This window comes from Paraburkholderia sp. UCT70 (assembly GCF_050434085.1).
Taxonomy (GTDB): domain Bacteria; phylum Pseudomonadota; class Gammaproteobacteria; order Burkholderiales; family Burkholderiaceae; genus Paraburkholderia; species Paraburkholderia tuberum.
Window position 1 is genome coordinate 3,988,141 of record NZ_JBNPVZ010000004.1, and the last position, 18,450, is coordinate 4,006,590.

The following is an 18,450-nucleotide window of genomic DNA, read 5'->3' on the forward strand; positions in this document are numbered from 1 at the left end:
GCGCGGCGGATAACTTGAGCTCGCTTACACGGCAATCAATCCCCTTACTCCGTCCGCATCCATGTTCGCCCCCTCGCCGCCCGCGACGATCTCGCCGCGACTCATCACCCAGTAACGATCGGCGATCGCTTTGGCGAAGTCGTAGTACTGCTCGACCAGCAGCACCGTCATGCCCATGTCCTCGACGAGCTGCCGCAGCGTGCGGCCGATGTCCTGAATGATCGACGGCTGGATGCCCTCGGTCGGCTCATCGAGGATCAGCAGTTGCGGCTCGCTCATCAGCGCGCGGCCGATCGCGAGCTGTTGCTGCTGACCGCCGGAGAGATCGCCGCCGCGCCGGTTGCGCATGTCCTTCAGTACCGGGAAAAGCTCGTAGATGCGCTCGGGGATTTTCTTCGGCGCCTTTCTGCTCGCGGCGCCGACCAGCAGATTTTCCTCGACGGTGAGGCGCGGAAAGATATCGCGGCCCTGCGGTACGTAGGCGAGCCCCTGGGCAACGCGGGCATGGGTCGGCAGTTTCATCAACTGTTCGCCGCGCCATGCGATCGCGCCGCTTTTCGCGGGCACGACGCCCATCAGGCAGCGCAGCAGCGTGGTCTTGCCGACGCCGTTGCGCCCGAGCAGCACCGTCAGCTTGCCGTCGGGCACCGTGAGCTTCACGTCGCGCAGAATATGGCTGCCGCCGTAGTATTGGTTCAGTCGGTCTACTTCGAGCATTGTTCAGTCGTCCTGTCGGGTTGACGATGCGGTGCCGCTTCCAGCAGCAATCAGCGGCCTAGATAAGACTCGATCACCGTCTCGTCGCGCTTGACTTCGTCGAGCGTGCCGTGCGCGAGCACGCGGCCTTCGGCCATCACCGTCACCTTGCCTGTGTCGCCCGCGAGCGCCGCGACGAACTCCATGTCGTGCTCGACGACCATCATCGAGCAGGTGCCACGCAGGTGGTTGAGCAATTCGGCGAGTTGCATCGTTTCGTCGTCGGTCATGCCGGCTGCGGGTTCGTCGAGCAGCAGCAGCGCCGGTTGCTGCATCAGCAGCATGCCGATTTCGAGGCGCTGCTTCTGGCCGTGCGATAGCTCGCCGGCGAGCCTTCGCGCCTCGCTTTCCAGCCCGATCAGCGCGAGCGTTTCCTCGATGCGGGCCTGCGCGTCGCCATCGAGCCGCGCGCGCAGCGACGCCCACCAGCCCTTGTCGGTCTTCATCGCGAGTTCGAGGTTTTCCCACACCGGATGCTGCTCGAACACGGTCGGCTTCTGGAACTTGCGGCCGATGCCGGCGCGCGCGATCGCCGGTTCGTTCATGCGCGTGAGATCGATCGACTGGCCGAGAAACACCTTGCCGTGATCGGGCGCGGTCTTGCCCGTGATCACGTCCATCATCGTCGTCTTGCCCGCGCCGTTCGGGCCGATGATGCAGCGCAGTTCGCCCGCGTCGATCGCGAGCGACAGCGCGTTCAGCGCGCGAAAGCCGTCGAAGCTGACCGTCACGTCCTCGAGGTAGAGGATCGTGCCGTGCGATATGTCGATCTCGCCGGGCACGACCGCGTGTCCCATGCTCGCGACGCCGCTCAGCGAGCGTTCCGGTGGTGCTTCGGGTAAATCCAGATCGGGAACCATCGGGTTTTCGTTCATCAGCGGTTCCTTTTACGCGTCAGCAGATCGGCGAGCCCCATGATGCCGTTCGGCAGCAGCAGCGGCACCAGCACGAAGATCAGGCCGAGAAAGAACAGCCAGTATTCGGGGAAGTTCGCCGTGAAGAAGCTCTTCGCACCGTTCACGGCGAACGCGCCGATGATGGGGCCGATCAGCGTGCCGCGTCCGCCGACCGCCACCCAGATCGCCATTTCGATCGAGTTGCCCGGCGACATCTCGCCCGGATTGATGATGCCGACCTGCGGCACGTACAACGCGCCCGCGATGCCGCACAGCACCGCCGACACGGTCCACACGAACAGCTTGTACGCCAGCGGGCTGTAGCCGAGGAACATCAGCCGCGTTTCGCCGTCGCGCACCGCGGTCACCACGCGGCCGAGCTTCGACGTGACGATGGCGCGCGCGCCGATGAACGCGGCGATCAGCACCGCGAACGTAATGAGCAGCAATGCGGCGCGCGTGCCCTGATGCGTGATCGGAAAGCCGCCGATGCGCTTGAAGTCGGTGAAGCCGTTATTGCCGCCGAAGCCCGTCTCGTTGCGATAGAACAGCAGCATCGCGGCGAAGGTCATGGCTTGCGTGATGATCGACAGATAGACACCCTTCACGCGCGAGCGGAACGTGAAGAAGCCGAACACCCACGCGACCACGGCGGGTACCAGCACGACCAGCAAGAGCGCGTAGCCGAGATGTTGCGTGCCATGCCAGTACCACGGCAACTGGTGCCAGTCGAGAAACACCATGAAGTCGGGCAGATCGCTGCCGTACTTGCCGTCGTGGCCGATCGCGCGCATCAGGTACATGCCGATCGCGTAGCCGCCGAGCGCGAAGAACAAGGCGTGACCCAAACTCAGGATGCCGCAGTAGCCCCACACCAGATCGAGTGCGAGCGCGGCGATCGCATAGCACATGAACTTGCCGGTCAGTGTCATCGCATACGCGGACAGATGAAAGGCGCTCGTCTCCGGAATCACCAGCGCGGCGAACGGCACGCCGAGGCCGAACACGATGATCAGCGCGATCAGCGCGAGCCACGCGCGACGCGACAACAGCGCGGGCCGCGGTGGCAGGCCGAGCGCGAAGCCGGTGTTGGACTCGCGCGCGCCGTCGGCGCCAGCGGCACTGGCGCGCGACGACGAAGCGGAAGCGGGGTCTGCCGATGAAGTAGCCGATGTCATCTCATGCCTCCGCGCTACGGCCCTTCAAGGCGAACATGCCCTGCGGACGCTTCTGGATGAACAGCACGATCAGCACGAGCACCGCGATCTTCGCGAGCACCGCGCCCCAGAACGGTTCGATCGTTTTGCTGACGAGTCCCAGCCCGAAGCCGCCGAGCACGGTGCCCGCGAGCTGGCCGACGCCGCCGAGCACGACCGCCATGAACGAATCGATGATGTAGCTCTGGCCGAGGTCCGGCCCGACATTGCCGATCTGCGACAGCGCGCAGCCGCCGAGCCCCGCGATGCCCGCGCCGAACGCGAACGCATACGAATCGACGCGCGCGGTCTTCACGCCGACGCACGCGGCCATGCGACGGTTCTGCGTGACCGCGCGCACGAACAGACCCAGCCGCGTGCGCGTGAGCACGGCCCACGCGATCGCGACGACGATCAGCGAGAACGCGAGAATCGCGAGCCGGTTGTACGGCAGGATCAGATTCGGCAGCACGGTGACGCCGCCGCTCATCCACGACGGATTGACGACCTGGACGTTCTGCGCGCCGAACAGCATGCGGGTGGCCTGAATCAGGATCAGGCTCACGCCGAAGGTGGTCAGCAACGTTTCGAGCGGGCGGCCGTACAGGTGCTTCAGCACGAGCCGTTCGAGCACGATGCCGACCAGCGCCGCCGCGACGAACGCGGCCGGTATCGCAAGCAGCGGATACCAGTCGAACGCGTTAGGCGCGAAACGCTGAACGAGGTTCTGCACGACGTAGGTCGCATATGCGCCGATCATCAGGAATTCGCCGTGCGCCATGTTGATCACGCCGATCAGGCCGTACGTGATGGCGAGGCCGAGCGCGGCGAGCAGCAGCACGCTGCCGAGCGACAGCCCCGCGAACAGCGTGCCCGCGATCTGGCTGCGGCGCTGGATCGCATCGAGCTCATCGATGCCGCTTTGCGCTGCCGCGCGCACGCGTTCGTCGGCTTCGGCAAACGTGCCGTCGGCTTTCTTCGCGACCAGCGGGCGCAGCAGTTCGTTCATTTCGAGGTCGTGGCGCGCGGCGACCAGTTGCACCGCTTCGAGGCGCTTGGCCGGATCCGGGTCGTGCATTGCGCTCATCGCCCACAGCGTGTCGAGACGTTTCTTCAGAGCGGGATCGGTTTCTTTCGCGCGCGCCGCGTCGACGAGTGGCTTGATCGACGGATCGGGGTTGTGCAGCAGCGCATCGACGGCGGCTGCGCGTGTCGCCCGATCGGGCGAGGCGAGTTGCAGACCCGACAGCGCGCCCGCCACTTTGGAGCGCAGCAGGTTGTTCAGCGTGACCGGTTGCGCGTCGCTCGTGGCGACGGGCTGGCCGGTGACGGCATCGCGGGTGGCGTCGCCGTCCTGCAGCAGTACCGCGCCTGCGTCGGTGGCGAGCGCGTTGTCGTCGGCGAGCGCCTTGAGCACCGCGAGCGACGCGGCATCGTGCGTCGAGATCAGCTTGTCGATCGCGGCGGACTTCGCCTCGAAGTCGTCGCCCGCGAGCGGCGCGACGTCGGCCTGGGTCAGCGCGAATGCAGCGCCCGGCGCGGCGGCGAGAAGGACCGCGAGCGGCAGCAGGAGCGTCGCGCCGCGTCGTCGTACGGAAGTCGGAAATGAAAACGCCATGATGGCCTTTTGCACTGGGTTGAATCGATGAGCCGCTCGAGCGCGCGAGGGCGTCGCGTCAGACGTCGCGCCGCCGCTTCAGCGGGACGTTGCCGCGCATTGGCGTGCGCGGTCACGCCGCGCGACGCAGCGAACGCGCGGCGGCGGCGCGAAGCGCAGGGCGTCTGGGTCGCGCGCGCGCCGCGCGCGCGTCGGCACGCAGGTCGCGCGTCGCGACCGAAGCGGCGATACACGCGCGGTGACCCGCGCGCCACATCGCCGCCGAGCCGCGACGAGGCTCACGCCGACACGTCATGCGACGCGCGAGCGCCGCAGGAACGCCGGAATCGAGCTGACCACATCCGGCTTGCCAGCATTGCCGGCGATGAACGGGCTCCACGGTTGCGCGCGAATCGGTCCCTTGGTGCGCCACACGACGTTGAACTGGCCATCCGCGCGTACCTCGCCGATCATCACCGGCTTGTGCAGATGGTGGTTGCCGTCCATCTCCAGCGTGAAGCCCGACGGTGCGGCGAAAGTCTGGCCGACCATCGCGACGCGCACCTTGTCGACGCCGGTGCTCTTTGCTTTCTCGACCGCCTGCTTCCACATATGAATGCCGACGAAGGTCGCTTCCATCGGATCGTTGGTCACGCGCTTCGTGCCGCCCGGCAGGTTGTTGTCCTTGACCCACGTGGCCCATTGCTTCTTGAACTTCTCGTTGGACGGATTGCGCAACGACATGAAGTAGTTCCAGGCCGCGAGATTGCCGACGAGCGGCTTCGTATCGATGCCGCGCAGCTCCTCTTCGCCGACCGAGAACGCGACGACCGGCACATCCGATGCCTTCAGCCCCTGGTTGCCGAGCTCCTTGTAGAACGGCACGTTCGAATCGCCGTTCACGGTCGAGATCACGGCGGTCTTGCCGCCTTGCGAGAAGGTCTTGATGTTCGCGACGATGGTCTGATAGTCGCTGTGGCCGAACGGTGTATAGACCTCCTGAATGTCGGCTTCCTGCACGCCTTTCGATTTGAGGAACGCGCGCAGAATCTTGTTGGTCGTGCGCGGATACACATAGTCGGTGCCGAGCAGGAAGAAGCGCTTCGCGCCGCCGCCTTCGGCGCTCATCAGGTATTCGGTCGCGGGAATCGCCTGCTGGTTCGGCGCGGCGCCCGTATAGAACACGTTGCGCGACATTTCCTCGCCTTCGTACTGCACCGGATAGAACAGCAGGCCGTTCAGTTCCTCGAACACCGGCAGCACCGACTTGCGCGACACCGAGGTCCAGCAGCCGAACACGACCGCGCACTTGTCCTGCGTCAGAAGCTGGCGCGCCTTCTCGGCGAACAGCGGCCAGTTCGACGCGGGGTCGACGACCACAGGCTGGATCTGACGGCCCATCACACCGCCGTTCTTGTTGATGTCGGCGATCGTCATCAACGCGGTGTCTTTCAGCGACGTTTCGGAGATCGCCATCGTGCCGGACAGCGAATGCAGGATGCCCACCTTGATCGGGCCGCTATTGGACTGCGCGTGCGCGAACGGCACGCGGCCCGCGAGCGCGAGCGCGCCGGACATGGAGCCGAACTTCAACAGACTGCGACGTTTCATGCGCTATCCCCTTGTCATTGATGGTCACTGTTTATGAGCGTCGATTTCAGCCAGCCTGGCTGAGCTCGCACGACTAGCCGATCGTCTACTGCAAGGCACATGCCATGTGACACATTCGATGCGATGCGCGTGCGATGCCCGTTGCGGCGCGGCTATCGGCGCGAGGGCGGCGCGTCGAGCCATCGATGCCGCGGCGCGAAGGTGGTGCAGTCGTGCGCGCCGCGCCTCGTTCGGGTGCGTGTCGCGCCGCGACGAAGCGCACTTCGCCGCCAGCGAAGCGCCGCTGGCGCGCGCTGGGCATCGGCGGTGCATCGGCGGCATCGGGGCGCCGCGTCTTTGTGCATGACGTGAGGATTGGGTGGACTGAAAGACCGCCGATGCCGAACAGGGAGAGCCGACACGAGAGAACGCGCCCCCGACAGCCCATCCGATATGTCAGCCTTCAGGGGACTTGCTAGTCGCAGCTAATCTGCTTGACGATTTCCACCGGGGCCGTAGACAAGCCGGCATTTTCTTTATAGGAAGCGGATAGTTGCCTCGTAAGCACGATGCCAGTGCCTTCGTATCGACACCCGAGCCAGATCGGGACGCCGCTTGATCGAAAACGCCAGCGGGCTATTCGCTCGTGGGGCCGGCAATGCTGTGTCGCTAGTCGGGGCGATGCTTGCGTTCCTTTTGGGATTGGCATCGAAGAATGTTATCCCCTGCAAAAAGCGAGGCGACATATCCATCTGGGGAGTCCAATCCTCGGATATCGGCTGACTCAATGACTCATTGACTGAAATTGATGGCAAGCACGCCAGTTCTGTTGCGCAAGCCTGATTGGTGAGAACGAGATCCAGTGACTCGATCAATTCCGCGCCACCCTCGATATCTTCATGCCCGGTAAAACCAGACACTTCCATGTGCCCATCGCCGAACACGTCAATTTCGATGCGCTGTCCGACGACGGTTACTAAAACCAGCACGCTATCAGGTCATTGGCGGCTTAGGGAATAGTGAATCCTGGCATCATCAAGTCTGTCGCAGGTCATACAGTGGATCAGTGGATGGGGCATTGCTATCGTGCCAGTATCCTAAACCGATGATTCGGGTTCTACTTCAAGGGAATCAAACTCTATAAGTAATTCAGCGCCTAGTGTGGCCTCAAGAACCGCAATGTTTTTCAACGGCTTCCCTTTCCCCCACGAGTAAGCTTTGTCCAGCGAGGCTAGTGCCTTCCGGTACTCATCCGAATTGAAATCGGTTAGCACCTTGATTGAGTAGACGATGTTCTGTATCAGAAAGTCGTTGGCCCAACATCGGGTGGCCCCGCTGAACAACAGCCGTACTCGGTCTTTCTTGTTATCGAACATCAGACGAAGTTCGACAACCTCCTTGTCCATGTCCGCTGCTATACCGAGCAGGTACCAGTCGTGAAATGATACGTACTGTTCAATGATTTTCATCTTGGGTCATCCATCCATCAGGGGTTCCAAGGACTGAAGGGTACGACCAAGCCCCCACCGTCTCGCGCGCTGCCATTCCAGTTATGTGCGTGCGGTTTCATGCCATTGTGAAAATGGTCGAAATCCAGGTCTACAACAGGTTTCCCATCATCTCCGAATAGCCGCATCTGCCCACTGCCCGGATTCGTGTACCACGTTCCCGGCTCGCCCTCGTTTGGAGTTTTGGCAATGTCGAATGAGTCAACATCAGCGATACCCGACTGGTATTTGAACGGCTGCGCGTCACCAGGCAGCGTCGATGCGTCTCCATCGCCGGCTCGCGCACCGATCACGGCGACAGCGACATCGAGCAGACTGCCGTCGCTGCTGCGACCAGCCGCGGCGGCGGGTGCGGCGAACAACCGGACTTGCCGCGCGACCTGATCGTACGGGCCGGACCGCATGAGTCTGTCGTTCGGGAGATCGGCTGCCCTCACCGCAAAAATTCCTCAGCGGCGGGCTATGGGTTTGCGGAAACAGGTCAGCACGACGGCCTTTGACGGCAAGCAGGCCTCCCCGCCGCACCTCTGCGAGAAGCGCATTGATGACCCACCAGCCATCGGTGTCAGGGTCACGGTCTCGAAAAGCTTGAAACGGTAGTGACAGACGCCGCCCAATGCTTTTGATCAGATCCTGGTCCCGTTCCCACTCGCTATGGTTCAGTCCGGCGATACCGGGAAATTCCCCAGTATCTGCTTTGGCCCTCTCGAGGTCGGCGGCCTTCCTCAGGCACGCCTTGAAATACCACTCGTCACAGATTACATAACAAGCACCCAAGGGCCTCTGACAGCGCAGCTCCACGGAGTGCATCTCAAACACGGACAAGGACATAGGTATGTCGACGATCTATTTGAAGTCGCTGCCCGGATCGGCAGCGATCAGATAATCACCGTGCGACAGGTTGTCCGTACATGGGCGATGGCCCAAAATTTTTGGCTGCTCTAGCGACCGTGCGCAGCACCAAAGACAAACGGCGCAAGGACCGTCAGCCCTTGCGCCGCTTCAACGCGCTACCTTCGCGCCGAATCTCAATAAGTCGGAACCGACGGATCGACCTGACGCGACCACGCGTCGATCCCGCCTTGCAGATTGAACACGTTGGTGTGTCCGCGCGATTCGAGGAACATTGCGACCTGCGCGCTGCGCGCACCGTGATGGCAGATGCAGACGATCTGCGCGTCGTCTTCGAGTTCTTCGCTGCGCGCGGGAATCTCGCGCATCGGAATCGACACGATGCCGGCGATCGACGCCGTTTGCAGTTCCCACGGCTCGCGTACGTCGAGCAGCACGGGTGCGGGGCGCGAGGTATCGGCGAGCCATTCGGCGAGTGCGGGAGCGGTCAGGTTTTGCATCAGCGAGACATCCAGTTCGTGGGACGGCGGCTTACTCGCCGCCCGTCCAGATCAACAATACAGCGCGAAGCGCAGCGAAAAAGAGCCGCTTAGAACCTGAACCGCGCCGGCTGCACCGCATTGGCGAGCGGCTCGACATAGGTTTCGAACACGTCGGAGATGCGGTATTGCTTCTCGTCGATGCGCGTGATGATTTGCGCCTTCATCACCGGCGCGCTGCCGACGAACGCCGCGAGACGGCCGCCGACCTTCAACTGTTCGAGGATTTCCTGCGGCAGCACCGGCAGACCGCCCGACACGCAGATCACGTCGTACGGTGCCGCGCCGCTCCAGCCGCGCGCGGCGTCGCCGGTTGCGACTTCGACGTTCAGCACGCCGTTGGCGATCAGGTTGCTCTTCGCGAGCTCGGCCAGTTCCGGTTCGATGTCGACAGTCAACACGTGTTGTGCGCGATGCGCGAGCAGCGCCGCCATGTAACCCGAGCCCGCGCCGATTTCCAGCACGCTTTCGTGCTTCTTCACCGCGAGCTCCTGCAGCACGCGCGCCTCGACGCGCGGCGCCAGCATGTGCTGGCCGGCCGGCAGCGGCACTTCGAAGTCGGCAAAAGCCAGGTCGCGGTAAGCGGCGGGGACGAAATTCTCACGTTTGACGATCGACAGCAGATTCAGCACGTCCTGGTCGAGCACTTCCCAGGGGCGGATCTGCTGTTCGATCATGTTGAAACGCGCTTGCTCGATGTTCATGGTGGATTCGGCGGTTTTGGTTTGGCGAGCGGGCGGCGGCTGCCGCAGACTTTTGTCCTGACCCGGCCCCGGCGGATTGCCGGCGGCCGCGGCTCCGGAGCAAGATATTCGCATCGCAAGCCGCGTCAGGGGAACTGCGGGATTGTACCAAATGGCGGACTCGCGCCGGCCGCTCGCGGGCAAGCGCCGGGCCGGGCGGCCCCCGTGTTAATCCCTAGCGATCCGTCCTTGCGATTCGCATCGCCATCGCCACAAAATGTAATCGATTACATTTTTGCTGCGAGGTCGTGTGTCCCGAACGCCGTCCCGATCGTCGCCGGCCGTGGTGTCAGGCGCGAGCAGTCAACCGCAACCTCAGCCGCAGAGGCGCTCGCCGCGCGCGGCCGACGGGCCGTCGATCGCTGGCGTGGCCGAGCAGGCGGGCGTGTCGGTCGCGACGGTGTCGCGCGTGCTGAACGGCCACGAGAACGTGCGGCCCGCTACCCGCGACAGGGTGCTCGCCGCGATCGACGCGAGCGGCTACCGCGTCAACGAACTCGCGCGCAATCTGCGCACCGCCGAAAGCCGCCTGCTGCTGACGATGGTGCCGGACTTCGGCAATCCGTTTTACGCGGAGATCGTGCGCGGCATCGACAGCGTCGCGCGTCGGCACGGCTATTTCATGCTGCTATGCGACACCGGCGCGGACCCGGGGCGTGAGCGCAGCTACTTCGACATGCTGCGGCGGCGCCGCGCGGACGGCGCGATCTGCCTCGATCCGGCGACGATCCAGCAGGCGCTCGGCGAAGCGTCGCAGGCGCTGCCGTGGGTCGCGTGCTGCGAGTTCGATCCGCAGATGGGCGTGCCGTACGTCGGCATCGACAACTACCGCGCGGCCGGCGACGCGGTGCGCCACCTGCTCACGCGCGGCCACCGGCGCATCGGCTTGATCAATTCCGACGTCGGCTATCTGTATGCGCGCCAGCGTCAGCAGGGTTACCTCGACGCATTGAGCGACGCGGGCATCGCGCCCGATCCGCGCTGGCGCATGAATCTGAACAGCCTCGATTACGAAGCGGGTGCGTCGGCCGCGGCTGGGTTGATGCGGCAGGCCGATGCGCCGAGCGCGATCTTCGCGGTGTCGGACACGCTCGCGATCGGCGTGATCCACGGCTTGCGCGGGGTCGGCAAGCGCGTGCCCGACGACGTCGCCGTGGCCGGCTTCGACGACATCTCGCTCGCCGCGCAGATCGATCCGCCGCTCACAACGATCGCGCAGCCGATGCGCGAGCTCGGCGAGACCGCCGCGCGTCTGCTGCTGCAACGCCTCGCGAATCCGCAGGCGAACGTGCCGGGCGTGCTGCTGCCGCATCGTCTGGTGATCCGTGGGAGTGCGTGAGCCATGAGCCTCGCGATCCGTTTCGACGACATCCGCAAGGACTTCGGGCCCGTGCGCGTGCTGCACGGCGTGAGCTTCGAACTCGCACCCGGCCGCATCTACGGTCTGCTCGGCGAGAACGGCGCGGGCAAGTCGACGCTGATGAAAATCCTCGCCGGTTATGAAACGGCAACTTCAGGCAGCGTGCTGGTCGATGGCCACGCGCAGCGCTTCGCCGGTTCACGCGACGCCGAGGCGCAGGGCATCGTGCTGATCCACCAGGAGTTCAACCTCGCCGAGCATCTGACGATCGCGCAGAACATGTACCTCGGTCACGAGAAGCGCCGCGGCTGGTTAGTCGACGATGCCGCGATGCGCAGCGACGCCGCGCGCTATCTCGCGCAGGTCGGGCTCGAGCGCGCGCCGGACACGAAGGTGCGCGAGCTGATCGTCGCGGAAAAGCAGATGGTCGAGATCGCGAAGGCGCTGTCGCGCCGTGCGCGTCTCCTGATCATGGACGAACCGACCGCGACGCTGACGCCCGCCGAGACCGAACGGCTCTTCGCGCTGATGCTGAAGCTCAAGGCCGATGGCGTGACGATCGTCTACATCTCGCACAAGCTCGATGAAGTGGAGCGCATCACCGACGAAGTGATCGTGATGCGCGATGGCCGCTTCGTCGCGCGCGGTGAAACCGCGGGGCTCGCGCGTCAGCAGATGGCGAACCTGATGGTCGGGCGCGACGTGTCCGACATGTTCCCCGACAAGCAGACGGTGCCCGCCGACACGCCGATCGCGTTGCGTGTGAACGGCCTGACGGTGCCCGACTGGGTCGAGGATCTAAGCTTCGAGGTGCGCGCGGGCGAAGTGCTCGGCGTCGCGGGCCTCGTCGGCGCGGGCCGCACCGAGGCGTTCGAGGCGATCATCGGCTTGCGCAAACGCACGGGCGGCACGATTGAAATCGCCGGCCGGGCAGTCGATCTGAAGAACCCGCGCGACGCGATGCGCCACGGTCTCACGTATCTGAGCGAGGACCGTAAGGGCAAGGGTCTGCACGTCGACCTGAGCCTGCAGGACAACGTCACGCTGATGACGCTCGAACGCTACGCGCGTCCGCTGCTCGACATCAAAGCGGGGCGCGCGGCCTTGCAGAAGGCCGTCGGCGAATTCGGCATTCGTACCGGCGACCTGTCGAGCCGCGCGCGCATGCTGTCGGGCGGCAACCAGCAGAAGCTCGCGCTTGCGAAGTTCCTGCAGCCCGACCCGAACGTGATCGTGCTCGACGAACCGACGCGCGGCGTCGACGTCGGCGCGAAACGCGACATCTACTTCCTGATTCATCGTCTCGCCGCGCAGGGCCGCGCGGTGATCGTCATTTCATCCGAACTGGTCGAGCTGATCGGCTTGTGCCATCGCGTCGCCGTCATGCGCGCGGGACATCTGCAAGCGACGCTGACGCTCGAGCATCTGACCGAAGAGGAGTTGATCGCTCATGCGACCGGCACCCACTGAAGCCGTGCAATCACGGCGCGCGCTGCGCGTCGCGCAGCGGCTCTACACGCTCGGGCCGCTCGCCGGACTGATCGTGCTGTGCATCGTCGGCACGCTGCTCAATCGCGACTTCGCGACGCTCGGCAACCTGATGAACGTGCTCACGCGCACGTCGTTCATCGGCATCATCGCGGTCGGCATGACCTTCGTGATCATCTCGGGCGGCATCGATCTGTCGGTCGGCTCGATGGCCGCGCTGATCGCGGGCGTCATGATCTGGCTGATGAACGGGCTCGCGGCCGGTGCTACCGGTCATGCGTTGCCGCCGCTCGTGATCGTGACGATCGGCATCGTCGCGGCGTTCGTGCTCGGCGCGCTGTTCGGCTGCGCGCATGGGCTGTTGATCACCAAAGGGCGCATCGAGCCGTTCATCGTCACCCTGGGCACGCTCGGGATTTTTCGCGCGGTACTGACATGGCTCGCCGATGGCGGCGCCCTGACGCTCAATGATTCGCTATCGGACCTCTACGGTCCCGTCTATTACGCGAGCCTGTTCGGCGTGCCGGTGCCGATCTGGGTGTTTCTCGTGGTCGCGGCCGGCGGCGCGCTGATCCTCAATCGCACCGCGTTCGGCCGGCACGTGCAGGCGATCGGTTCGAACGAACAGGTCGCGCGTTATGCGGCGATTCGCGTCGATACGGTGAAGATCGTCACTTATGTGCTGCTGGGGATTTGCGTGGGCGTGGCCACCGTGCTCTACGTGCCGCGCCTCGGCTCCGCCACGCCGACCACGGGCCTGTTGTGGGAGCTCGAAGCGATCGCGTCGGTGGTGGTCGGCGGCACCGCGCTCAAGGGCGGCGAGGGGCGCGTGATCGGCACCGTGATCGGCGCGATCCTGCTGTCGGTGATCGCGAACATCCTGAACCTGACCAGCATCATCAGCGTGTATCTGAACGCGGCGGTGCAGGGCGTCGTGATTATTTTCGTCGCGTTCGTGCAGCGTGGGCGGCGCTAGCCGCGCACTTCCAGGCGGCGCGAGCGCAGTGAAAAAAGCGCGCTGAACAAATCGCAGCGAAGCAGGCGTAGCAAAGCAGGCGCGGTAAACCAACGGCAGGTCCGAAAAATCGGGGCGAGCGAACGCCTCATGATTGGAGACACACACCATGAAGCAAGTCATTCGAGCGATCGGCGCCGGCGTGCTGGCGTTGGGGATATTGGGCACGAGCGGCGCGGCGCGCGCCGACGACAAGGTCACGCTGGGCGTCGCGATTCCGACGGCCGATCACGGCTTCACCGGCGGCATCGTCTGGTGGGCGAACAAGGCGAAGGCGGATCTCGAGAAGGCGCATCCCGATCTGAAAGTGATCGTGAAAACGGCCGCCAACGCGCCCGAGCAGGCGAACCAGTTGCAGGATCTCGTGACGGTCAACAAGATCAACGCGCTCGTGATCTTCCCGTACGAATCGGCGACGCTGACACAGCCGGTCGAGCAGGTGAAGAAGAAAGGCGTGTACGTGACGGTGGTCGATCGCGGCCTGACGAACACGAGCGCGCAGGACGCCTACGTGGCGGGCGACAACACCGCGTTCGGCAAGATTCCGGCCGAGTACCTGGCGAAGGCACTTGATGGCAAGGGCAACGTCGTCGCGCTGCGCGGCATTCCGACCACGCTCGACAACGAACGCTGGACCGCCTTCACCGGCGTGATGAAAAACTATCCGGACATCAAGATTCTCGACGCCAAGTACGCGAACTGGAATCGCGACGACGCGTTCAAGGTGATGCAGGACTACCTGACGCGCTTCAAGCACATCGACGCCGTATGGGCCGCCGACGACGACATGGCGGTCGGCGTGCTGAAGGCGATCGATCAGGCGAAGCGCAACGACATCAAGATCGTGTTCGGCGGCGCGGGCTCGAAGGGCATGGTGAAGAACGTGATGGACGGCGCGCCGATGATCAAGGCCGACGTGTCGTACTCGCCGAAATTCATCTACGACGCGATCAAGCTGACGGCCGAAGCGCGGCTGAAGGGCGACAAGCTGCCGGCCACCACGATCATTCCGTCGGTGCTGATCACGAAGGAAAACGCCCAGCAGTTCTATTTCCCCGACTCGCCGTTCTGAGCGGCGCGCCGAGCATCGTCTAGCACGCGCGGGCGCGGCCCGCGCGCAAAGTTCGAGGAACCGTACGATGAAAACCATCAAAGGGCCGGCGATTTTTCTCGCGCAGTTCATGGGCGACGACGTGCCGTTCGACAACCTCGCGCATCTCGCGGATTGGGCCGCGGGTCTCGGCTTCAAGGGCATCCAGGTGCCGTGCGACCCCCGCCTGATCGATCTCGACAAGGCGGCCGCGAGCGACGCGTATTGCGACGAACTGCGCGAGACCGTCGACAATGCGGGCGTCGCGATCACCGAACTATCGACCCATCTGCAAGGGCAACTGGTCGCCGTGCATCCGGCTTACGACACGCTGTTCGACGGCTTCGCCGCGCCGCAGGTGCGCGGCAATCCGGCGGCGCGCACCGAATGGGCGATCGCGCAGATGAAGCTCGCGGCGCAGGCGTCGCGTCGTTTGGGCCTGAGCACCCACGTGTCGTTTTCGGGCGCGCTCGCGTGGCCGTATCTGTACCCGTGGCCGCAGCGGCCGGCCGGTCTCGTCGAAGCCGCGTTCGAAGAGCTCGCGCGCCGCTGGACGCCGATTCTCGATGCGTTCGACGCGGCCGGCGTCGATGTCTGCTACGAACTGCATCCGGGCGAAGATCTGCACGACGGCGTGACGTTCGAGCGCTTTCTCGCGGCGGTCAATCAGCATTCGCGCGCGAACATCCTGTACGACCCGAGCCACTTCGTGCTGCAACAGCTCGACTATCTCGCGTTCATCGACATCTACCACGAGCGCATCAAGGCGTTTCATGTGAAGGACGCGGAGTTTCGTCCGACCGGCAAGCAGGGCGTGTACGGCGGGTACAGCGGCTGGGTCGAACGCGCGGGGCGGTTTCGCTCGCTCGGCGATGGGCAGATCGACTTCGGCGCGATCTTCTCGAAGATGGCGCAGTTCGATTTTCCGGGCTGGGCCGTGCTCGAATGGGAATGCGCATTGAAGCATCCGCACGACGGCGCGCGCGAAGGCGCGGAGTTCATTCGTCGGCACATCATCCGCGTGGCCGAGCGTGCGTTCGATGACTTCGCGGGAAGCGGTGTCGATACCGCGCAGTTAAAAGGCGTGCTCGGCATCTGACAGCCGGGCGGTGACAGCCCGACGCAACACATGGGAGCGCAAACAATGCAGCGAAGAAGGCTCAGGCTGGGGATGGTCGGCGGCGGGGCAGGGCGCGTTCATCGGCGCCGTGCACCGGATCGCCGCGCGGCTCGACGATCGTTTCGAACTGGTGGCGGGCGCGTTGTCGTCCGATTCCGAGCGGGCGCGGGCGAGCGCCGTCGAAGCGGGCATCGCGCGCAGCTACGCGGATTGGCGCGAGATGGCGCGCGCCGAGGCCGCGCGCGAGGACGGCATCGACGCGGTCGCGATCGTCACGCCGAATCATCTGCACGCGCCGGTCGCGACGGCGTTTCTCGAAGCCGGCATCCATGTTATCTGCGACAAGCCGCTCGCGGTTTCGCTCGCCGAAGGTGAGGCGCTCGCAAAGCTCGCGCAGTCAAAAAAGCGGCTGTTTGCATTGACGCATACCTATTCGGGCTACCCGCTCGTGCGGCATGCGCGCGAGCTGGTCGAACGTGGCGAACTGGGCGAGATTCGCGTCGTGCAGGTCGAGTATGCGCAGGACTGGCTCGCCGAGCCGGTCGAAACAGGCGGCGCGAACAGGCAGGCGGGCTGGCGCACCGATCCGGCGTTGGCGGGGCCGGCCGGGTGCCTCGGCGATATCGGCACGCACGCGTATCAACTGGCCGCTTTCGTGACGGGGATGATGCCGCGCGCGCTGTCGGCCGAGTTGCACACGTTCGTACCGGGGCGTCGTGTCGACGATCACGTGCAGGCGATGCTGCGTTATGCGAACGGCGCGCGCGGCATGTTGTGGGCGAGCCAGGTGGCGTGCGGCGCGGAAAATGCGCTGCGCTTGCGCGTGTATGGCACGAAAGCAGGACTCGCGTTCGATCAGGAGGAGCCGAACGCCTTGTGGTTCACGCCGTTGGGCGGCGCTGCCGAACGATTGACGCGCGCACGGGTGAATAGTCAGGTTGCCGCGCATGCGACCCGCGTGCCGGCCGGGCATCCGGAAGGCTATCTGGAAGCGTTCGCGCAGTTGTACCAGGATGCGGCGTTGCAGATCGATGCGTTGAACGATGGTCGCGCGCCACCAGCCGAGAGCCTGCTGTTGACGACGGTCGATGATGGCGTCGACGGTTTGCGGTTTATCGACGCGGTGCTGAAAAGCAGTGCGGCGGATGGGCGGTGGGTGCAGATGGAAGGGGCATGAAGCGTTGCAACAAAACGCCAGGTCGGCGAAGCTGCTGAAGCGTCAACCGCCCTTGCTTTTCTTGATCTGCGCTTCGAACGCGATATCGAGCTTGCTGGCCTTGCGCGGCTTCTGCGGGCCGTACGCGTCGACGAACTTGACGAAGTCGTCGAGCGTCAGCGGGTCGGACACTTTCTTGTCGACCCCGCTCGATTTGTCGACCAGATAGAACAGGCCGCCGGACAGACTGATCGCGGCGAAGCGCGGGTTGCCGCTGCGCGCTTTCAGGCGCTCGACGGCGTGGATGGCTCGGGTGGTGCGCATGATGGGGACTGCGGCGGCTGATTGACGAGAGCGTTACTTTAACAATTTTGCCGATGGTATGCGGTTGGGGACTAAGCACGAAAACACGCGATGAACCACGACCCGCTCAGCGACGGCAAGATCATCGCTTGCTGGCAGCGCAACGCGTCGCCGTGGACGAACGCGGTGCGCGCGGGTGAGATCGACAGCCGGCGACTGGTCACCGATCGTGCGGTGCTCGATGCGGTCCTCGCTTGCAATCCGGCCACGGTCCTCGATCTGGGGTGCGGAGAAGGGTGGCTCGCGCTCGCGCTTCAGCGGCACGGCATCCATGTGACGGCGGTGGACGTGATCGCCGAACTGGCGCGTGTCGCGACCGATGCCGGCGTCGTCGACGCGAGGACGCTGTCGTATGAAGAGATCGCGGCGCGCGGGCTCGCGCGCAGGCGACAGGTTAGCGAGGCGACGCTCCGGCTTGCTCGCTCAACTCCCGATGCAACGCCCGATACTCCTGCGCCAGCTTATGCCCCGGATCGAGATGAATGACGGGTGTCGCCAGCTGATGCGACTCACGGATCTTCACCGACGATGACAAGCGCGACCCCAGCACCGGCAAGCCTTCGCCGATCAGTTCGTCGACGAGCTTTTGCGGCAGGCTCGCGCGAGGCTGGAACTGGTTGATGACGATGCCTTCCACCTGCAGCGCGTCGTTGTGATCCTGCTGGATCTCCTTGACGTTTTCGAGCAGCGTGTAAAGCGCGCGACGCGAGAAGTCGTCGCAGTCGAACGGAATCAGGCAACGCTCGACGGCGATCAGCGCCGAGCGCGTGTAGAAGTTCAGCGCGGGCGGCGTGTCGATGTAAATCGCGTCGTACATGTCGAGTTCGTTCAGCGCGTCGCGCAGCTTGTAGATCTTGTAGCGCGATTCGAGCTTGCCGTGCAGCGTGTCGAGGTCGGGATGGGCGGGCATCACGTCGAGATTCTGGAAGCGCGTCGGATGGATAAACGAGGTCGCTTCCACGGGTTTGAAGCTGAAGCCGAGCGCGGTTTCGAAGAAGCCTGCGACGGTGGGGTTGACCTCGCTCGCCTGGGCGCCGAGCAGGTACTGGGTCGAATTCGCCTGGGCATCGAGGTCGATCACCAGCGTTCGCAGCCCTTCGCTCGCGCTGATGGCCGCCAGGTTGCAGACGATGGTCGATTTGCCTACGCCACCTTTCTGATTGAATACAACGCGCCGCATG

Annotated in this window: 18 protein-coding genes and 2 pseudogenes; 7 read left to right on the forward strand and 13 right to left on the reverse strand. The window is 64.5% G+C overall.

Going from position 1 to position 18,450, the window contains the following annotated elements:
- Nucleotides 1-24: 24 nt before the first annotated feature.
- The 11 genes and pseudogenes from urtE to OKW41_RS44175 all read right to left on the reverse strand — a co-directional run bounded on the left by urtE (nt 25) and on the right by OKW41_RS44175 (nt 9,638).
- Nucleotides 25-717, reverse strand: coding sequence for an urea ABC transporter ATP-binding subunit UrtE (gene urtE, locus OKW41_RS44125; RefSeq protein ID WP_018419653.1), 693 nt, complete (start codon nt 715-717; stop codon nt 25-27).
- Between the two features lie 50 nt (nt 718-767).
- Entirely contained in the window at nt 768-1,631 is an 864-nt protein-coding gene (gene urtD, locus OKW41_RS44130; RefSeq protein WP_429576313.1) for an urea ABC transporter ATP-binding protein UrtD, read from the reverse strand.
- Nucleotides 1,631-2,830: an urea ABC transporter permease subunit UrtC gene (gene urtC, locus OKW41_RS44135; RefSeq protein ID WP_429452798.1), complete on the reverse strand. Its 1,200-nt coding sequence runs from the start codon at nt 2,828-2,830 to the stop codon at nt 1,631-1,633. The genes urtD and urtC overlap by 1 nt, the downstream gene beginning before the upstream one ends.
- A 1-nt stretch (nt 2,831) precedes the next feature.
- A complete protein-coding gene (urtB, locus tag OKW41_RS44140) occupies nt 2,832-4,466 on the reverse strand; it encodes an urea ABC transporter permease subunit UrtB (protein WP_429576314.1) in 1,635 nt (544 codons plus the stop codon).
- Nucleotides 4,467-4,757: 291 nt separating this feature from the next.
- Nucleotides 4,758-6,056, reverse strand: a complete 1,299-nt coding sequence (gene urtA, locus OKW41_RS44145; protein WP_429576315.1) for an urea ABC transporter substrate-binding protein — start codon at nt 6,054-6,056, stop codon at nt 4,758-4,760.
- Nucleotides 6,057-6,510: 454 nt separating this feature from the next.
- The gene (locus tag OKW41_RS44150) at nt 6,511-6,744 is read right to left on the reverse strand and encodes an STY0301 family protein (RefSeq protein WP_429576316.1); all 234 of its coding nucleotides are present in this window, start codon (nt 6,742-6,744) and stop codon (nt 6,511-6,513) included.
- Nucleotides 6,710-6,961: pseudogene (locus OKW41_RS44155) on the reverse strand (STY0301 family protein); the annotation flags it as partial. The gene OKW41_RS44150 and the pseudogene OKW41_RS44155, both read right to left, overlap by 35 nt.
- Nucleotides 6,962-7,132: 171 nt before the next feature.
- Nucleotides 7,133-7,504, reverse strand: coding sequence for a hypothetical protein (locus tag OKW41_RS44160; RefSeq protein WP_184045504.1), 372 nt, complete (start codon nt 7,502-7,504; stop codon nt 7,133-7,135).
- A gap of 17 nt (nt 7,505-7,521) precedes the next feature.
- Entirely contained in the window at nt 7,522-7,947 is a 426-nt protein-coding gene (locus OKW41_RS44165) for a hypothetical protein (RefSeq protein WP_429576317.1), read from the reverse strand.
- Between the two features lie 624 nt (nt 7,948-8,571).
- Nucleotides 8,572-8,895 carry a rhodanese-like domain-containing protein gene (locus OKW41_RS44170; RefSeq protein WP_429576318.1) on the reverse strand — a complete coding sequence of 108 codons (324 nt, stop codon included), beginning with the start codon at nt 8,893-8,895 and terminating at the stop codon, nt 8,572-8,574.
- 89 nt (nt 8,896-8,984) lie between these two features.
- Nucleotides 8,985-9,638: a protein-L-isoaspartate O-methyltransferase family protein gene (locus tag OKW41_RS44175; RefSeq protein WP_429576319.1), complete on the reverse strand. Its 654-nt coding sequence runs from the start codon at nt 9,636-9,638 to the stop codon at nt 8,985-8,987.
- Nucleotides 9,639-9,927: 289 nt separating this feature from the next.
- Between OKW41_RS44175 and OKW41_RS44180 the strand changes: the two genes are divergently transcribed.
- The 6 genes and pseudogenes from OKW41_RS44180 (at nt 9,928) to OKW41_RS44205 (ending at nt 16,927) form a co-directional block, all read left to right on the forward strand.
- Complete coding sequence (locus tag OKW41_RS44180) at nt 9,928-11,016, forward strand: LacI family DNA-binding transcriptional regulator (RefSeq protein ID WP_429576320.1); 1,089 nt, start codon at nt 9,928-9,930, stop codon at nt 11,014-11,016.
- 3 nt (nt 11,017-11,019) lie between these two features.
- On the forward strand, nt 11,020-12,507 hold the full coding sequence (locus OKW41_RS44185) for a sugar ABC transporter ATP-binding protein (RefSeq protein WP_429576321.1): 1,488 nt from the start codon (nt 11,020-11,022) through the stop codon (nt 12,505-12,507).
- Nucleotides 12,488-13,501, forward strand: coding sequence for an ABC transporter permease (locus tag OKW41_RS44190; RefSeq protein ID WP_429576322.1), 1,014 nt, complete (start codon nt 12,488-12,490; stop codon nt 13,499-13,501). Before OKW41_RS44185 ends, OKW41_RS44190 begins: the two co-directional genes overlap by 20 nt.
- 148 nt (nt 13,502-13,649) lie before the next feature.
- Complete coding sequence (locus OKW41_RS44195; protein ID WP_018419664.1) at nt 13,650-14,612, forward strand: substrate-binding domain-containing protein; 963 nt, start codon at nt 13,650-13,652, stop codon at nt 14,610-14,612.
- Between the two features lie 67 nt (nt 14,613-14,679).
- Complete coding sequence (locus OKW41_RS44200; RefSeq protein ID WP_429576323.1) at nt 14,680-15,729, forward strand: sugar phosphate isomerase/epimerase family protein; 1,050 nt, start codon at nt 14,680-14,682, stop codon at nt 15,727-15,729.
- 45 nt (nt 15,730-15,774) lie between these two features.
- Nucleotides 15,775-16,927: pseudogene (locus OKW41_RS44205) on the forward strand (Gfo/Idh/MocA family protein).
- Between the two features lie 42 nt (nt 16,928-16,969).
- Here OKW41_RS44205 and OKW41_RS44210 read toward each other — a convergent pair.
- Complete coding sequence (locus OKW41_RS44210) at nt 16,970-17,230, reverse strand: hypothetical protein (protein ID WP_429576324.1); 261 nt, start codon at nt 17,228-17,230, stop codon at nt 16,970-16,972.
- Nucleotides 17,231-17,320: 90 nt separating this feature from the next.
- Here OKW41_RS44210 and OKW41_RS44215 point away from each other — a divergent pair, with 90 nt between their 5' ends.
- A complete protein-coding gene (locus tag OKW41_RS44215; RefSeq protein WP_429576325.1) occupies nt 17,321-17,755 on the forward strand; it encodes a class I SAM-dependent methyltransferase in 435 nt (144 codons plus the stop codon).
- Here OKW41_RS44215 and OKW41_RS44220 read toward each other — a convergent pair.
- Nucleotides 17,664-18,449 carry a ParA family protein gene (locus OKW41_RS44220; protein WP_429576326.1) on the reverse strand — a complete coding sequence of 262 codons (786 nt, stop codon included), beginning with the start codon at nt 18,447-18,449 and terminating at the stop codon, nt 17,664-17,666. The genes OKW41_RS44215 and OKW41_RS44220 overlap by 92 nt on opposite strands.
- Between the last annotated feature and the right edge of the window lies 1 nt (nt 18,450).

What these genes read in the sequence shown, in the direction of transcription:
- urtE (WP_018419653.1), bottom strand. Translation starts at nt 717, where the DNA reads ATGCTCGAAGTAGACCGACTGAACCAATACTACGGCGGCAGCCATATT.
- urtD (WP_429576313.1), bottom strand. Translation starts at nt 1,631, where the DNA reads ATGAACGAAAACCCGATGGTTCCCGATCTGGATTTACCCGAAGCACCA.
- urtC (WP_429452798.1), bottom strand. Translation starts at nt 2,830, where the DNA reads ATGACATCGGCTACTTCATCGGCAGACCCCGCTTCCGCTTCGTCGTCG.
- urtB (WP_429576314.1), bottom strand. Translation starts at nt 4,466, where the DNA reads ATGGCGTTTTCATTTCCGACTTCCGTACGACGACGCGGCGCGACGCTC.
- urtA (WP_429576315.1), bottom strand. Translation starts at nt 6,056, where the DNA reads ATGAAACGTCGCAGTCTGTTGAAGTTCGGCTCCATGTCCGGCGCGCTC.
- OKW41_RS44150 (WP_429576316.1), bottom strand. Translation starts at nt 6,744, where the DNA reads ATGCCAATCCCAAAAGGAACGCAAGCATCGCCCCGACTAGCGACACAG.
- OKW41_RS44160 (WP_184045504.1), bottom strand. Translation starts at nt 7,504, where the DNA reads ATGAAAATCATTGAACAGTACGTATCATTTCACGACTGGTACCTGCTC.
- OKW41_RS44165 (WP_429576317.1), bottom strand. Translation starts at nt 7,947, where the DNA reads ATGCGGTCCGGCCCGTACGATCAGGTCGCGCGGCAAGTCCGGTTGTTC.
- OKW41_RS44170 (WP_429576318.1), bottom strand. Translation starts at nt 8,895, where the DNA reads ATGCAAAACCTGACCGCTCCCGCACTCGCCGAATGGCTCGCCGATACC.
- OKW41_RS44175 (WP_429576319.1), bottom strand. Translation starts at nt 9,638, where the DNA reads ATGAACATCGAGCAAGCGCGTTTCAACATGATCGAACAGCAGATCCGC.
- OKW41_RS44185 (WP_429576321.1), top strand. Translation starts at nt 11,020, where the DNA reads ATGAGCCTCGCGATCCGTTTCGACGACATCCGCAAGGACTTCGGGCCC.
- OKW41_RS44190 (WP_429576322.1), top strand. Translation starts at nt 12,488, where the DNA reads ATGCGACCGGCACCCACTGAAGCCGTGCAATCACGGCGCGCGCTGCGC.
- OKW41_RS44195 (WP_018419664.1), top strand. Translation starts at nt 13,650, where the DNA reads ATGAAGCAAGTCATTCGAGCGATCGGCGCCGGCGTGCTGGCGTTGGGG.
- OKW41_RS44200 (WP_429576323.1), top strand. Translation starts at nt 14,680, where the DNA reads ATGAAAACCATCAAAGGGCCGGCGATTTTTCTCGCGCAGTTCATGGGC.
- OKW41_RS44210 (WP_429576324.1), bottom strand. Translation starts at nt 17,230, where the DNA reads ATGCGCACCACCCGAGCCATCCACGCCGTCGAGCGCCTGAAAGCGCGC.
- OKW41_RS44215 (WP_429576325.1), top strand. Translation starts at nt 17,321, where the DNA reads ATGAACCACGACCCGCTCAGCGACGGCAAGATCATCGCTTGCTGGCAG.
- OKW41_RS44220 (WP_429576326.1), bottom strand. Translation starts at nt 18,449, where the DNA reads ATGCGGCGCGTTGTATTCAATCAGAAAGGTGGCGTAGGCAAATCGACC.